The 14358-nt window shown below is 71.6% G+C and carries 12 protein-coding genes; 5 read left to right on the forward strand and 7 right to left on the reverse strand.

The genetic code is table 11. The features are described 5' to 3' along the window. The first annotated feature begins 19 nt into the window (after positions 1-19). From EDD29_RS45910 to EDD29_RS33945, 4 genes are all read left to right on the forward strand, one after another. The gene (locus EDD29_RS45910; RefSeq protein WP_170201691.1) at positions 20-1498 is read left to right on the forward strand and encodes an FxLYD domain-containing protein; all 1479 of its coding nucleotides are present in this window, start codon (positions 20-22) and stop codon (positions 1496-1498) included. Between the two features lie 138 nt (positions 1499-1636). Further along, positions 1637-2809 carry a sigma-54-dependent transcriptional regulator family protein gene (locus EDD29_RS33935; protein WP_123668346.1) on the forward strand — a complete coding sequence of 391 codons (1173 nt, stop codon included), beginning with the start codon at positions 1637-1639 and terminating at the stop codon, positions 2807-2809. A gap of 84 nt (positions 2810-2893) precedes the next feature. Continuing rightward, a complete protein-coding gene (exaC, locus tag EDD29_RS33940) occupies positions 2894-4411 on the forward strand; it encodes an acetaldehyde dehydrogenase ExaC (protein WP_123670843.1) in 1518 nt (505 codons plus the stop codon). Positions 4412-4421: 10 nt separating this feature from the next. Then, entirely contained in the window at positions 4422-4814 is a 393-nt protein-coding gene (locus tag EDD29_RS33945; RefSeq protein ID WP_123668347.1) for a DUF779 domain-containing protein, read from the forward strand. Between the two features lie 65 nt (positions 4815-4879). Here EDD29_RS33945 and EDD29_RS33950 read toward each other — a convergent pair whose 3' ends face one another. From EDD29_RS33950 to dxs, 6 genes are all read right to left on the reverse strand, one after another. Next, positions 4880-6442, reverse strand: a complete 1563-nt coding sequence (locus EDD29_RS33950; RefSeq protein WP_170201692.1) for a serine/threonine-protein kinase — start codon at positions 6440-6442, stop codon at positions 4880-4882. Positions 6443-6547: 105 nt separating this feature from the next. Further along, on the reverse strand, positions 6548-7717 hold the full coding sequence (locus EDD29_RS33955; protein WP_123668349.1) for a baeRF3 domain-containing protein: 1170 nt from the start codon (positions 7715-7717) through the stop codon (positions 6548-6550). A 122-nt stretch (positions 7718-7839) separates the two neighbouring features. Next, a complete protein-coding gene (locus tag EDD29_RS33960; RefSeq protein WP_123668350.1) occupies positions 7840-8208 on the reverse strand; it encodes a hypothetical protein in 369 nt (122 codons plus the stop codon). A gap of 114 nt (positions 8209-8322) precedes the next feature. Further along, a complete protein-coding gene (locus EDD29_RS33965) occupies positions 8323-9639 on the reverse strand; it encodes an FAD-dependent oxidoreductase (RefSeq protein ID WP_123668351.1) in 1317 nt (438 codons plus the stop codon). A 34-nt stretch (positions 9640-9673) separates the two neighbouring features. Next, positions 9674-11167: an amino acid permease gene (locus EDD29_RS33970; RefSeq protein ID WP_281280967.1), complete on the reverse strand. Its 1494-nt coding sequence runs from the start codon at positions 11165-11167 to the stop codon at positions 9674-9676. 102 nt (positions 11168-11269) lie between these two features. Beyond that, positions 11270-13144 (reverse strand): 1-deoxy-D-xylulose-5-phosphate synthase, encoded by a 1875-nt coding sequence (gene dxs / locus EDD29_RS33975; RefSeq protein WP_123668353.1) that lies wholly within the window; start codon positions 13142-13144, stop codon positions 11270-11272. A 142-nt stretch (positions 13145-13286) separates the two neighbouring features. On the opposite strand from dxs, the gene idi reads away from it, so the two are divergent. Next, on the forward strand, positions 13287-13853 hold the full coding sequence (gene idi, locus EDD29_RS33980; protein ID WP_123668354.1) for an isopentenyl-diphosphate Delta-isomerase: 567 nt from the start codon (positions 13287-13289) through the stop codon (positions 13851-13853). Between the two features lie 12 nt (positions 13854-13865). Here the strand turns inward: idi and EDD29_RS33985 are convergent, their stop codons facing one another. Beyond that, the gene (locus tag EDD29_RS33985; RefSeq protein ID WP_123668355.1) at positions 13866-14315 is read right to left on the reverse strand and encodes an ASCH domain-containing protein; all 450 of its coding nucleotides are present in this window, start codon (positions 14313-14315) and stop codon (positions 13866-13868) included. Positions 14316-14358 lie beyond the last annotated feature (43 nt).

Here is a 14358-nt window from a genome sequence, read left to right on the forward strand (position 1 = left end):
GAGAGTTCTGGGGGAGGACGTGGGATTCGGTGTCCGCTACTTCGATCTCGACATCGGGGTCGCTCGGGAGCGGCTGCGCGGGCTCGGCGCGCGGTGCCACCGCCCACGGAGGCTGATCCAGCGGGTCGCGCTGGCCGGGCAGAACGGCGCCTGGGCCGGCCTGCACTCCGAAGGCGACAGGCATGTGCTCACCTTGATGCGCGACCAGCGGACGGTCCGCGAGGTCCTGGTGAACGACTTCGACGCCGCGCTGGAGATCCTCGAGGGTCTCGGTCTGCGGGTCACCGGCCGCCAGGAGATCCTGCGCGAGGCGTGGGAGCTGCACGCGATCGAGTTCCGCTTCGTCGAAGGGCCGGGGCTCGCCCCGGCGCTGGAGATCCACGGGCCGCAGGACCAGGCGGACCAGTCGGCGGTCCGGTGGGCGATCGGGCAGCTCGGCCTCGACCCCGGCCGCGCCCAGCCGATCCAGGCGGGCGGGTCCGGGCTCGCGCCCGCCCGGCCGGCCAATCCGACCGAGCCGCTGATCCTCACCGCCCGAGCCGCCGCGCAGGCCCTGCCCGGTCCCGCCGCGCCGCCCGGCCCCGGGGGACGGTCCGGGCCGCCCGGTCCCGGGGGTCCTGCCGGGCCGCCGTCCGGTCCGATGCCTCCGTGGCCTCCGCAGCCCGTTTCCTCGCCCACCGAGCCCGCCGAGACCGCCGAGCCCGTCGGGCCCCCGGCCGCCGAGACCGCCGAACCCGCTCAGGACGTCGAGGGGGCGCCGTCGCACTCCCCCATGGTGACCGTGCTGGACACCGGGTCCCTGCGGCCTCCTGCGCCGCCACAGGCCCGGCCGCGCCCGGAACCCGGGCCCGACCCCGACCCCGGGCGGCTCGTGCAGTTCACCGTCGCCGAGACGGGGTGGACGGCCGAGGCCAGCGAGTGGGTGCCGGGCGAGTACTGGATCCGGTGGGCGACCGTGCTGCACAACCCCAACACCCTGTACTGGTGCGAGCTGCCGACGGTGCAGGTCACCGTGCGCGACGCGTACGGCAACGTCATCGGCTCGGAGGAGCAGGTGCTGACCGTGCTGCCCCCGCGCACCAAGATCGCCTGGGCGGGCCTGCTGGAGGTCAACGGGAACCGCCCGCACACCCTGGAGATCACGCCGCGTCCGGCCGATTGGTACCCGACGGAGGCGCGACCCGAGGACTTCCCCCCGTTCACCTACGAGAACGTCTCCATGGCCGTGCCCGAGGGCGCCTGCGAGGTCACCGGCGAGATCCGCAACCCCTATGACGAGGCGGTCGAGGAGGTCGCGCTCGTCGCCCTGTTCCGGGACGGCAGGGGCACCCTGATCGGCGGCGACATGAGCTTCGTGCAGGGGCTGCCCGCGGACGGCACCGCGCCGTTCAAGATCGAGGGGACGGTCTCCGCTCCGCCAGGGCCCGTGGTGTCCCTGGATCTGATGGCCCAGCCCTGGTCCGACCCGAACCCGTGGGAGACGGCCCTCCAGGGCTGACGCCGACGGGTCTCCCGGCCGTCGCCGGAGTTTTCCACAGGCTGCCCACGAGGCGTGTCCGCGACCGGGCTCTTCGTGTTTACATGGGGCGAGCCGGGTGTCCCGAGCGCCCGGCCCGAAGGGTTCGAGGACGAGCCTATGGACGAGAAGCTGGGTGTGCGGCGCGAGGCGCTGCGCAGGGAGTGGTCGCGGTGGTTGGCGGGGCGGGGGTCGCCCGGGGTCCGGGCGGAGATCGGCGCGTCGTGGCGGCGGTCGATCCGCGCGGTCGATCCGGCGCTGGGGTGCGCGCCCCTGGCGGCGGAGGCGGATTGGGCGCGCTCGCCGCTGCGCGCGCCGGTGGAGGCGGTGTCGGGCGAGTTGCGGGCGGTGGCCGAGGACGCGGGGTTCGTGGCGGCCGTCACCGACGAGCGCGGCACGATCCTGTGGACGTGCGGGGGCGCGGTGATGAGCCGTCGGGCGGGCGCGGTGAACTTCGCGCAGGGCGGCCGGTGGGACGAGGCGTCGATGGGCACCAACGCGCTGGCGCTGGCGCTCGAGACCGGCGTGCCGAGCTCGGTGTTCTCCGCGGAGCACCTGGTCGAGGCGCTGCACGGATGGGTCTGCTACTGCGCGCCGCTCCACGGCCCGGACGGTGCGGTGCTGGGCGTCCTGGACATCTCCAGCACCTGGGACAGATCGCATCCGCTCGGCCTGCCGACGGTCCGCGGGCTGGCCGCCGCGATCGAGGGCAGGCTGGGGAAGGCGGCGGGCTCGGGCTGGCGGCTGCGCTGTCTGGGCGCCGCGTCGCTGCGCCGCGACGGAGTCTCGGTGGCGATCCGGCCGAGGCAGGTGGAGATCCTCGCGCTGCTCGCGCTGGAGGGCCGCGCCCTGCCGCCGGAGCGGCTGCACGACAGCCTTTACGGCGAGCGCCGGGTCAGCGCGGTCACGCTGCGGGCCGAGGTGTCGCATCTGCGGCGCGTCATGGCGGGGGCGCTGTCGACCCGGGCCTACGCACTGGCCGGGCAGGTGTCGTGCGACGCGGCGGAGGTCCTGGCGCACCTGCACGCGGGACGCCTGACCGAGGCCCTGGACGGCTACGGCGGCCCGCTCCTGCCGCTGTCGGAGGCTCCAGGGGTGGTGCGCTGGCGCGACCACATCGAGGTGGCGCTGCGCGAGGCCGTCCTGGCCGATCCCCGGCCGGAGCCCGCCCTGGCCTACGGCGCGCACCACCCGGAGGACCTCGCCGTGCACGAGCACGCGGCGGCGCTGCTGCCGTCCGCCGATCCGCGCCATGCCGTCGCGGTCGCCCGGGCGCGGGCCGCCGCGGACTGACTCCGGACGCGGTGGGCGGCGCCAACGTTTCGCCAACACGGGGAGTGGAGAGTGAGCGCCGTCACAGATGTCGAGGAGGGCTTCATGGCTTTTGCGCATCCCGGTCGGGACGGGGCGCTCGTGCGTTTCGCGCCGCAGTACGACAACTTCATCGGCGGCAAGTGGGTGCCGCCGGTCGACGGTAGGTACTTCGACGATCCGAGCCCGGTCGACGGCAAGGTGTTCACGCGGGTGGCGCGCTCGGGCTCGGCCGACGTGGAGCTGGCGCTGGACGCGGCGCACGCCGCGGCCGAGTCGTGGGGCCGCACCTCGGTCGCCGAGCGCTCGCTGATCCTGCACCGGATCGCCGACCGCATCGAGGAGAACCTGGAGTACCTGGCGGTCGCCGAGACCTGGGAGAACGGCAAGCCGGTACGCGAGTCCCTCGCCGCCGACCTGCCCCTGGCGATCGACCACTTCCGCTACTTCGCGGGGGTGATCCGCGCCCAAGAAGGCGGGATCAGCCAGCTCGACGACGACACGGTCGCCTACCACTTCCAGGAGCCGCTGGGGGTCGTCGCCCAGATCATCCCGTGGAACTTCCCGCTGCTCATGGCCACCTGGAAGCTCGCGCCGGCGCTCGCCGCGGGCAACTGCGTGGTGCTCAAGCCCGCCGAGCAGACCCCCGTCACCATCCTGCTGCTGGTGGAGCTGATCGCCGACCTGCTGCCGCCCGGCGTCGTCAACGTGGTCAACGGCTTCGGCGTGGAGGCCGGCAAGCCGCTGGCCTCCAGCCCGCGCGTCGCCAAGGTGGCCTTCACCGGCGAGACCACCACGGGCCGCCTCATCATGCAGTACGCCGCGCAGAACATCATCCCGGTCACCCTGGAGCTGGGCGGCAAGAGCCCGAACATCTTCCTGCCCGACGTCATGGCCGCCGACGACGACTTCCTCGACAAGGCGATCGAGGGCTTCGTGATGTTCGCGCTGAACCAGGGCGAGGTGTGCACCTGCCCGTCCCGCGCGCTCGTCCACTCCTCGATCTACGAGGCCTTCATGGAGCGGGCGCTGGAGCGGACCCGCGCGATCGTCGCGGGCGACCCGCTGGACCCGGCCACCATGGTCGGCGCGCAGGCCAGCAACGACCAGTACGAGAAGATCCTGTCCTACCTCGACATCGGCCGGGCCGAGGGCGCCGAGGTCCTCGCGGGCGGCGGGCCGCGCACGGTCCAGGGCCTGGAGGGCGGCTTCTACATCGAGCCGACGGTCTTCCAGGGCACCAACGACATGCGGATCTTCCAGGAGGAGATCTTCGGCCCGGTCGTGTCGGTCACCACCTTCGACTCCACCGAGGAGGCCCTGCGGCTCGCCAACGACACCCTGTACGGCCTCGGCGCGGGCGTGTGGACCCGGGACGGCGCCTCCGCGTACCGGCTCGGGCGGGCCATCAAGGCGGGCCGCGTGTGGACGAACTGCTACCACGCCTACCCGGCGCACGCCGCGTTCGGCGGGTACAAGCAGTCGGGGATCGGTCGGGAGAACCACCGGGCGATGCTCGACCACTACCAGCAGACCAAGAACCTGCTGGTCAGCTATGCCCCACAGCGGCTCGGCTTCTTCTGAGGAGCCGGGCATGACCGAACGCGTCACGGTGACCGAGGAGGCCGCCGGGTGGCTGCGGCGGCTCGCGGAGACGCACGGGCCGCTGATGTTCCACCAGTCCGGCGGCTGCTGCGACGGGAGCTCGCCGATGTGCTACCCGCGCGGCGAGTTCCAGGTGGGCGCCGCCGACCTCCTGCTCGGCGAGGTCGGCGACGGGATCCCCTTCTGGATCAGCGCCGCCCAGTACGCCTACTGGAGCCACACCCATCTGACCGTGGACGTGGTCCCGGGCCGGGGCAGCGGCTTCTCCGTCGAGGCTCCCGAAGGCATCCGCTTCCTGCTGCGCTCCCGCCTCTTCACCGAACCCGAACTCGCCGCCCTGGAAGCCGGTCCCCCGCCGCCCACCGGCGACGACCCGCCCTGAATCCCGGGCCACCCCGCCCCGGGCCTTCGAACGGCCCGGGGCTCCGGGGAGCCCGAGGAGCCCGGTCAGCGTCCCTGCGTCCACAGGGGCCCGGCGAAGTAGGCGAGGGCCTCCTGGACCATCAGGGGGTCGGCGTCGAGGTCGCTGAGGTAGCAGACGGGCGTCCATGAGCGGGCGCGGCGCCGCACCATGACGGCGCGGGCCCGCAGGAAGCCGTGCGGGCGGACGCCGACGGCGTGCAGCCACCGCCAGTCGAACACCTCGGTCTTGCTTCCCCACAGGACGGACATGCCTTGCGGTCCGACCTGGAACCGCCGGGTGCGCATGAGCCGGACCAGCATCGCCAGGAGGATGAACGCCGCCCACACCACCCACACCAGCAGCGCGACGACGGGGAACGCCTCGAGGTCCGCGTCGTCGTCGCCGCGCAGCAGCACGACCGGGACCGCCTGCCCGATGAAGCAGATGAGCGCCGCGCGCACCAGCCGCGACCACCCGTGCCGGAGCACCGCCCAGGCGCGCACGCCCGCGGTGAACGGCGCGACCGGACCCCGGTGCCAGCCGCTCTGCCAGGACGCCCCGTATCCGGGCGGGCCCCCGGCGACCGGCCGCCCGATCCCGCCCTGCGTTCCGCCGGCCTGCCACGGCACCGGAGGTCCGGACGGACCGGGGTTCGGCTGCGCCACGCCTTCCTGCCAGGGGTAGGCCCCGCCTTGGCCCGGGGGGCCGAACGGGCCGTCCGGGGAGGCGGGTCGCGGCGCCGGCGCGGCCGGAAGGACGAGGGTGCGCGGGTCGGGCGCCGGGAGGGGTTCGGCCGGGGCGCGGCCCGCGTCGGCGAGCGCGGGCTGCACCTCGGCGGCCGTCGGGCGCGCGGCGGGGTCCTTGCGCAGCAGCGCGGCGAGCAGACCCTCCAGCGGTCCGGCGTGCGCCGGCGCGGCGGGCGCCCCTTCGAGGATGTTCGCGACGATCGCGGTGAACGTCGGGCCGGTGAAGGCGTCACGGCCCTCGACCGCGAAGTACAGGGTCGCGCCGAGCGCCCACAGGTCGGAGGCCGCGCTCGCCTCGGTGCCGCGCAGCTGCTCGGGCGCCATGTAGCCGGGCGAGCCGATGACGGCCCCCGACCGGGTGAGCCGGGTGTCCCCCTCGGCGAGGGCGATGCCGAAGTCGACGAGCTTGACCCGGTCACCGGCGGTCACGAGCACGTTCGCGGGCTTCACGTCGCGGTGCACGACGCCGCACGCGTGCGCGGCGGCGAGCGCCTCGAGCAGCAGCAGGCAGATCCGCGCGGCCCGTTCGGGAGGCAGCGGCCCCGACTCGGTGACGAGCGCGTCCAGCGACCTGCCCTCGACGTACTCCATGACCATGTAGACGCTGGAGTCCTCGAGCAGCACGTCGTAGACCGCGGCGGCGCCCGCGTGCACGACGCGGGCGGCGGCTCGCCCTTCGCGCAGGAGCCGCTCGCGCAGCTCCGCGGCCTCCTCCTCCGGTATCCCCGCAGGGGTGAGGATCTCCTTGAGCGCCACCTTGCGCGCCAGTCTTTCGTCGTCGGCGAGCCAGACGACCCCCATGCCCCCGCGGCCCAGTTCACGTCGCAGCGTGAAGCGTCCGGCGACCCTCGTCTCCGCCACACCCGCCCCCGGATCTCCCGTGATCTTCTCTCGGGCACCCTGACGCAAGGGCGGGTGGCGGCGCTCCCGCATGGCCGATAGCGGACGGGAACCGGAACCGGGCGGTCAGTAGCGGAGGATGGCGGCGACTCTGGCGTGGTCGGTGAGGGAGCCGTCGGGGACGAAGGTGGCGCGGCCGTCGTTGCGCAGGACCGTCTCGATGAGGTCGTCCACGGCGTCGTTGACGAACTTGCCGCGGAAGGCCGCGTCGGTGGCCTCCTCGTTCACGCCGATCTCGGCCGGCGCCGGGGCCGAGCCGTTCTCGGCGGGACCGTCGGCGGACATGACCTGGAGGCGGCCCTCGTGGGTGCGGGAGGGCGCGAAGAAGGTGTCCTCGACGAGCAGGTGCTGGACGCGGCCCTGATGGGCGAGTTCCCAGCACTCCTCGAGGCCCGCGGCGAAGCGGCGGCCGGACCTGGCGTCGTCGATCCCGGCGAGCGCCTCCTCCCGGACGCGTGCGATCTCCTCGTGCAGCACGGGCGCCACGAGCCGGGCGATCTCGGCGGGGGTCGCCTTCTCGTAGCCGCCTTCGACGGTGCCGATGAGGGCGTCGCGCAGCATGCCGTTGGAGTTCTCGCGCAGGTACGTCAGGGCGCGCTGGACGCCGACGGCGATGACGGGACGGCTGCCGCGTTTGAGCAGTTCGGTGAGGTTGCGGTCGATCTGGCGGACGAACTGCTGCCTGCGGTCCTCCTGGATGCGGTTCTGCACCCGGTTGGCCGCGGTGGGCCCGCCCTGCTCCTCGGGGACGGTGTCGGCGAGGTTGAGCGGGAACAGCGCGTTGCTCACCTCGGCGCAGCGCTCGCCTTCGCCCGCGAACAGGCGGGTCGGCTGCTCCGACAGCACCAGCACGTAGTAGTTCCAGGTGCGTTCCAGCATCGCCAGCAGGTCGCGGGTGGCGAAGGTGTCGTCGATGATGACCCGCTCGCTGACGGTCACGCCGGGCAGCACGAACGCGTGGGTCTCGCCGCCGTACGCGGCGAACAGGACGAGCGCCTCGGCGGTGCGCTCGAAGTCGACCTGCTCCGCGGCCTTCTCCAGGTTGCGCATCACCTCGTCGGCGACGCCGTGGTCCAGCTCGTAACCGGCGAGCCGCTGCCGTGCCTCGTCGAGCAGCACCTTGAGGCGGATGCGGTCCTGCTGGCGTTCAGGCCTCGCGCGGTGCGTCGGCATGATGATCGAGACGGCCGGGAACGGCCGCACCTCGTGCAGTCGGGCGAGCTGCGCAGCGTCCACGAAAATCCCCCAGTCCGAAGCCGGTGACCGTTTCAGCCTAAGTAACAGACAACCGGGGGAAAGATTCCGTTGGTCGGTCATTTACCGAAAGATAGACAGGTAACACAACCGACATCTTTTCGCTAGACCTGTTCGGCCGTACGCAACTCCCAGTAATGGGTGATCTGCGCTCTGAAAGTGCCGAGCTCTCTGCCGACGTACGTCCAGCGGCCGCGCAGCCGCCACGAGCGGCCCACGCCGTCGGAGAGCAGGATCTCCAGCGAGAAGGCGGCGTCGTGCGCGCGGACCGCTCCGCTCGCGTCGACGCCGCCGCTCTTCAGCAGGGGGACGCCCTCGCACTTCACGGCGATGACATGGGTGCCCGGGTCCTGGCGGAGCAGCCCCTGGGACAGGTCGTGCACGAGCTGCGCGGAGTAGTCCGCGCCGAGCCAGCCCAGCTGTGGCACCTGTTGCGGAGGGGCGAAGCCCCAGAGCCGCGGTCCGCCCGTCATGGCGGGAAACCTGGTGTCCAAAAGGGACATACTTCACCACTTCCCGGTTGATTCGACCAGTGTCAAAGGCGCGTGTTCAGTTGTGCCCCGATGGTCGTGCGAATCGCCGTGTGGTCAGTGGGGTGGACAGGCGGCACGCATGGCGTCCCAAGTGCCCAACTTGACCCTTTCTCCTCGCGAAAGAGACTTTGCCAGTGCGATCTCCGCCGCGTCCAGACCCAACCAGCTCTGGTAGGTGACGAATTCGACACCTTTTGCCCTGAGGACCGACTCGATGTCCGTTACGGGCCTCGGCCGGCTGCCCAATTCGGACAGCAGGACCCCCACGGTCTCGGCCGCGTCGGACTTGTTCGTGCCGACGACACCGGACGGACCGCGCTTGATCCAGCCCGCGGTGTACTCGCCCTCGGCGATCCTGCCCTTCTCGTTGCGGATCACCGACGCCCGCTCGTCGAAGGGGACCCCGTCGAGCGGCACGCTGCGGTAGCCGACCGAGCGCACGACCATCCCGACCGGGAGGGTCTCGTACTCGCCGGTGCCGCGGACCTTGCCGTCGACGAGCTCCGTGCGCTCCACGCGCAGGCCCTCGACCCGGTCGGTGCCGAGGATCTCGACGGGCGCGCGCCAGAACCTCAGGTCGATGTGGCGCTCGCGGCCCTCCGCGGGCTCACCCGCCCAGGCGCGCATCGCCGCGAGGTTGCCCCGGACGTGCCGGTCGGCCGCCTCCAGGGCGGCGCTCTCGACGTCCAGCTCGAGGTCCTCCGGCCGCACCGACACCGACGCGGCGGGCAGCTCGCCGAGCTCGCGCGCCTCTTTGGTGGTGAACTTCGCGTGCGCGGGACCGCGCCGCCCGATGAGGTGCACGCGCTTGACCCGGCTGCGGCTCAGCTCGTCGAGGACGGCGACGGGGATGTCGGTCTCGGCGAGCTCCGCGGCGGTCTTGGCGAGGATGCGCACGACGTCCACGGCGACGTTCCCGACGCCGACGACGGCGACCTCCTCGACGGACAGGTCGAAGGAGTGGCCCGCGGCGTCGGGGTGGCCGCAGTACCAGTTGACGAAGTCGGTGGCCGCGATCGAGCCGGGCAGGTCCTCGCCCGGGACGCCGAGGCGGCGGTCGACCATCGCCCCGGTGCTGTAGACGACGGCGTCATAGCACCCGAGGAGTTCCTCCCGGGTGATGTCGCCGCCGAGCTCGACGCAGCCGAAGAACCGCACCCCGGGATGCTCCAGGACGCGCTGGAGGTACCGGGCGATGGATTTGATCGACTTGTGGTCGGGCGCGACGCCGTAGCGCACGAGCCCGTAAGGGGTGGGAAGCCGGTCGAAGACGTCCACGCGGACGCCGCCTTTGGTCAATGCCTCGGCGGCGTACAGGCCCGCGGGGCCGGCGCCTACGACGGCGACAGAAAAGTCGGTCACACGGGGCATTCTGCACACGACCCATCGCATACGACCATGTGAGCTAGATCACTGAAGCGCCGTTGGAGGCGGTGGATCGTGCCAACCGGCTGTGCCGCCTGCCGTACGCGAAGTAGATGACGGCGCCGACCAGCATCCAGACGACGAACCGGATCCAGGTCTCGGCCGGCAGATTCAACATGACGAAAAAGCAGGCCAGAATCGACAGGATCGGCACCAGTGGGACGAGCGGGGTCCGGAACGAGCGCGGCAGGTCGGGCCTGGTACGGCGCAGCACCATGACGCTCGCGGACACCACGACGAACGCGAACAGGGTCCCGATGTTCACCAGTTCCGCCAGCGCGGACAGCGGGATGAGCCCGGCCAGGACCGCCACGACGACGCCCATGAAGATCGTGGAGCGGGCCGGGGTGCCGAACCGCGGGTGCACGTGCGAGAGCCATTCGGGCAGGAGCCCGTCCCGGCTCATCGCGAAGAAGACGCGGCTCTGCCCGAGCAGCAGGATGAGCACGACCGTGGTGAGGCCGAAGATCGCGCCGACGCTGATCAGCCCGGCGAAGAACGGCTGGCCGACCGCGCGGAAGGCGTCGGCGAGCGGCGCGGCCTCGCTCAGGTCGCTGTAGTGCTGCATCCCGACGATGACGAGGGAGACCAGGACGTACAGCAGCGTGCAGAGCGCCAGGGAGCCCAGGATGCCGATCGGCAGGTCCCGCTGCGGCCGACGCGCCTCCTCGGCGGTCGTGGCGACGATGTCGAAGCCGATGAAGGCGAAGAAGACGATCGCGACCGCGCCGAAGACGCCGAACCAGCCGAACGCGACGGGGGTGACGCCGAACAGCACCTGGATGAGCGGCGCCCGCACGCCCTCGACGGTCTCGGTGGTGACGGCGGGCGGGATGAACGGCTTGTAGTTGGCGAGCTTGATGGAGAACGCCCCGGCGATGATGACGAGCAGGACCACCGCCACCTTGATCGTCACCATGATCGCGTTGATCCGCGAGGAGATCTTGATCCCCGCCACCAGCACCGCGGTCACGACGAGCACGATCAGCATCGCCGGGATGTTGAACCCGGCGGTCTCCCCGGCGAGATCCGGGGGCAGGTCGAGCCCGATCGTCGAGAGCAGCGAGGCGAAGTACCCCGACCAGCCGACGGCCACGACCGCGGCCGCCAGGGCCATCTCCAGGATGAGGTCCCAGCCGATGATCCAGGCGGGCAGTTCGCCGAGCGTGGCGTAGGAGAAGGTGTAGGCGGACCCCGCGACCGGCACGGTGGAGGCGAACTCCGCGTAGCAGAGCGCGGCGAGCGCGCACACGAGCCCGGCGATCGCGAAGGAGATGGCGACCGCCGGTCCCGCGTACTCGCGGGCGACCCTGCCGGTGAGCACGAAGATGCCCGTGCCGATGATGACGCCGACGCCGAAGACGACCAGGTCGAGCGCCGACAGGTCGCGGCGGAGCCGGTGGCCCGGCTCCTTCGTCTCCCGAACGGACTGCTCGACGGTCTTCGTGCGGAACACGCTTGCGGCCACCGGCACCCCTCATCACGATTCGTGTTACTACAAACACGAACCGTAACAAGCGAGGGCCCTCCGACGCGTCAACGCGGCGTCGGCTTCGGTGTCACCTTGCCTTCCGCGTCACCTTCCCGTCACCTTCGCGAAGGAGTCGGTGATCTCCTTGGCGAGGTCGGGCGCGGTGAGCCCGATCTCGCTGAGGATCTCGCCGCGGCCGGCGTGGTCGAGGAACTCCTGCGGGATGCCGTACGTGCGGATGGGGACGTCCACGCCGGAATCGCGCAGCAGCCGGGCGACGGCGTCGCCGACGGCACCGGTGCGGCCGTTGTCCTCGACGACGACCACGAGCTTGTGCGCCGCGGCGGCCGAGGCCAGCGCGGGGTCGAGCGGCTTGACCCAGAGCGGGTCGACCACGGTGGCGGAGATGTCGGAGGCGGCGAGGCGCTGGGCGACGTCGACGCCGCAGGCCGCCATCGAGCCGACCGCGACGAGCAGCACGTCCTTGTCGGCGCCCTCGGCGAGCACGTCCATCGAGCCGAGCGAGCCGATCGCGGGCTGGTCCTCGAAGACCGGGCCCTTGGGGAAACGGATCGCGGAGGGCGCGTCGGTGATCTCCAGGCACTCGCGCAGCAGCCGGCGCAGGCGGGCGCCGTCGCGCGGCACGCCGATGTGCATACCGGGCACGAGCTGCATGATCGACAGGTCCCACATGCCGTTGTGCGACGCGCCGTCGTTGCCGGTGACGCCCGCGCGGTCCAGCACGAAGGTGACGCCCTGCTTGTGCAGCGCGATGTCCATGAGGACCTGGTCGAACGCCCGGTTCAGGAAGGTCGCGTAGATCGCGACGACCGGGTGCAGCCCGCCGAGGGCGAGGCCCGCGGCGGAGGTGGCCGCGTGCTGCTCGGCGATGCCGACGTCGTAGATCCGGTCGGGGTAGGCGTCGGCGAAGGCCGCGAGCCCGACGGGGTGCAGCATGGCCGCGGTGATCGCGACGACGTCGGGGCGCTCGGCGCCGATCTCGACCATCTCGCGGGAGAAGACCTTGGTCCAGCCCGGGGTGGAGGAGGGCGCGGACTTGCCCGTCAGCGGGTCGAAGGACCCGGCGCCGTGCATGTGGTCCTCGACGTTCTCCAGCGCCGGACCGTAGCCCTCGCCCTTGCGGGTGATGGCGTGCACGATGACGGGGCCGCCGAAGGCGCGGGCCTTGCGCAGGGCGCGTTCCACGGCCTGCTCGTCGTGGCCGTCGATGGGGCCGATGTACTTGAGGCCGAGGTCCTCGAACATCGCCTGGGGCTGGAGGATGTCCTTCAGGCCCTTCTTGATGCCGTGCAGCGCCTCGTAAGCCAACTCCCCGGCTACGGGTACCTTGGGAACCGTCTTCTTGACGAGGTCGAGCGCCCTCTCGTAACCCTGGGTGACGCGCAGGTCGGCCAGGTGGCTCGCGAGGCCGCCGATCGTCGGCGAGTAGGAGCGGCCGTTGTCGTTGACCACGATGATCACGGGGCGCTCGGCGCCCGCGATGTTGTTCAGGGCCTCCCAGCACATGCCGCCGGTGAGGGCGCCGTCGCCGACCACGGCGACCGCGCGGCGGTCGGTCTCGCCGCGCACCTCGAAGGCCTTGGCCAGGCCGTCCGCGTAGGACAGGGCGGTGGAGGCGTGGGAGTTCTCGATGATGTCGTGCTCGGACTCGCCCTGGCAGGGGTAGCCGGACAGGCCGCCCTTCTGGCGGAGGCCGGTCCAGTCCTTGCGGCCCGTGAGCAGCTTGTGCACGTAGGCCTGGTGGCCGGTGTCGAAGAGGACGCGGTCGCGCGGGGAGTCGAAGACCCGGTGCAGGGCGACGGTGAGTTCGACGACGCCGAGGTTGGGTCCGAGGTGTCCGCCGGTTTTGGAGACGGCGTCGACCAGGAACTCGCGGATCTCGCGCGCGAGTTCGGGGAGGCTCGCGGCATCCAGACGTTTGAGGTCGTCCGGACCGTTGATCGACTCAAGCAGGCTCAAGCTGGGTCATCTCCTCTGCGAACCGAGGCCTGTGACGAGCGGTCACTCGAACGCCTCCCGGAGGCAGGCCCCTGCGGCTTATGGTTGCCCAGAGTTTAATGCCGCTTCGCCGAACACGGAGAGCAAGGAGAAGAAGTTTCATATGGGAGAGAAGATAGTACTTCTGGACGAAGCAGGACATGCCATAGGAACAGCACCGAAGGCGGAGAGTCACCACAAAACCACTCCGTTCCATCTCGCCTTCTCCTCCTACCTCGTGGACGCCTCCGGCCGGGTCCTGGTGAGCCAGAGGGCCCACCACAAGGCGAGTTTCCCCTCCGTGTGGACCAACAGCGCGTGCGGCCACCCGGCCCCCGGCGAGTCCCTGCGCGATGCGGTCGCCCGCCGCGTCAAAAGTGAGCTCGGCGTTACCGTGAGTGACATCACTCTCATCCTGCCGGAGTTCGTCTACCGGGCCGAGATGAACGGCGTCGTGGAGCACGAGTGGTGCCCGGTGGTGCGCGCCTTCGTCGACGCCGAGCCGGTGCTCGACCCCGATGAGGTCGAGGACATCCAGTGGCGCGACTGGGAGGGCGTGAAGGCGCTCCGGGAAGACCCGCAGGCCTCCCCCTGGTTCCTGGACCAGATGGTCCACCTCGTCCCCCTGGGCGAGCCCCTCACCTGGACGCAGGCCGACGAGCGGCTGCTCCCCCCTGCCATCACCTGGTGACGGCGGTCCCCCTCAGCTCGTGAGAAGCCGCTCCAGCGGCGCGGGCGGCTGCGCGGGCAGCATCGCCCTCACCTCGGCCACCAGGGACGGCTGAGCCGTCCACAGGCCCCCCTGGTAGCCGACGGCGACGATCGGCCGCCGCAGCGGCCGGACGTCCGCCAGCGTCCAGTGGTGGTCGCCGCGCACCGCCCACGGGCCGCACTCGCACGACGAGGATCCCGGCGAGCAGACCCCGGCAACGTCCGCCACCGCGATCACCGCGCCCAGGGTCGCCAGCGGGTCGGCGGGCGACCAGCCCGAGGCGCGCACCTGCGGCAGCACCGTCGAATCCAGGTCGACGCGCATGGCGGCGTGGATCAGGACCGTTCCACGGTGGTCCGTGGCCCCCTCCTGGTTGACCAGAGGCTGATGCCCGCGCGCGATGGCCCAGGCATACGGCTGCTTCACGCTGATCGCCTGCATGCGGTTCCCTCCCCATGGGCGTCGTCTGACACTCATCTTTACT

Source organism: Actinocorallia herbida (assembly GCF_003751225.1).
Lineage (GTDB): Bacteria > Actinomycetota > Actinomycetes > Streptosporangiales > Streptosporangiaceae > Actinocorallia > Actinocorallia herbida.

What these genes read in the sequence shown, in the direction of transcription:
- exaC (WP_123670843.1), top strand. Translation starts at nt 2,894, where the DNA reads ATGGCTTTTGCGCATCCCGGTCGGGACGGGGCGCTCGTGCGTTTCGCG.
- EDD29_RS33965 (WP_123668351.1), bottom strand. Translation starts at nt 9,639, where the DNA reads ATGCCCCGTGTGACCGACTTTTCTGTCGCCGTCGTAGGCGCCGGCCCC.
- EDD29_RS33985 (WP_123668355.1), bottom strand. Translation starts at nt 14,315, where the DNA reads ATGCAGGCGATCAGCGTGAAGCAGCCGTATGCCTGGGCCATCGCGCGC.
- EDD29_RS33945 (WP_123668347.1), top strand. Translation starts at nt 4,422, where the DNA reads ATGACCGAACGCGTCACGGTGACCGAGGAGGCCGCCGGGTGGCTGCGG.
- idi (WP_123668354.1), top strand. Translation starts at nt 13,287, where the DNA reads ATGGGAGAGAAGATAGTACTTCTGGACGAAGCAGGACATGCCATAGGA.
- EDD29_RS33935 (WP_123668346.1), top strand. Translation starts at nt 1,637, where the DNA reads ATGGACGAGAAGCTGGGTGTGCGGCGCGAGGCGCTGCGCAGGGAGTGG.
- EDD29_RS33960 (WP_123668350.1), bottom strand. Translation starts at nt 8,208, where the DNA reads ATGACGGGCGGACCGCGGCTCTGGGGCTTCGCCCCTCCGCAACAGGTG.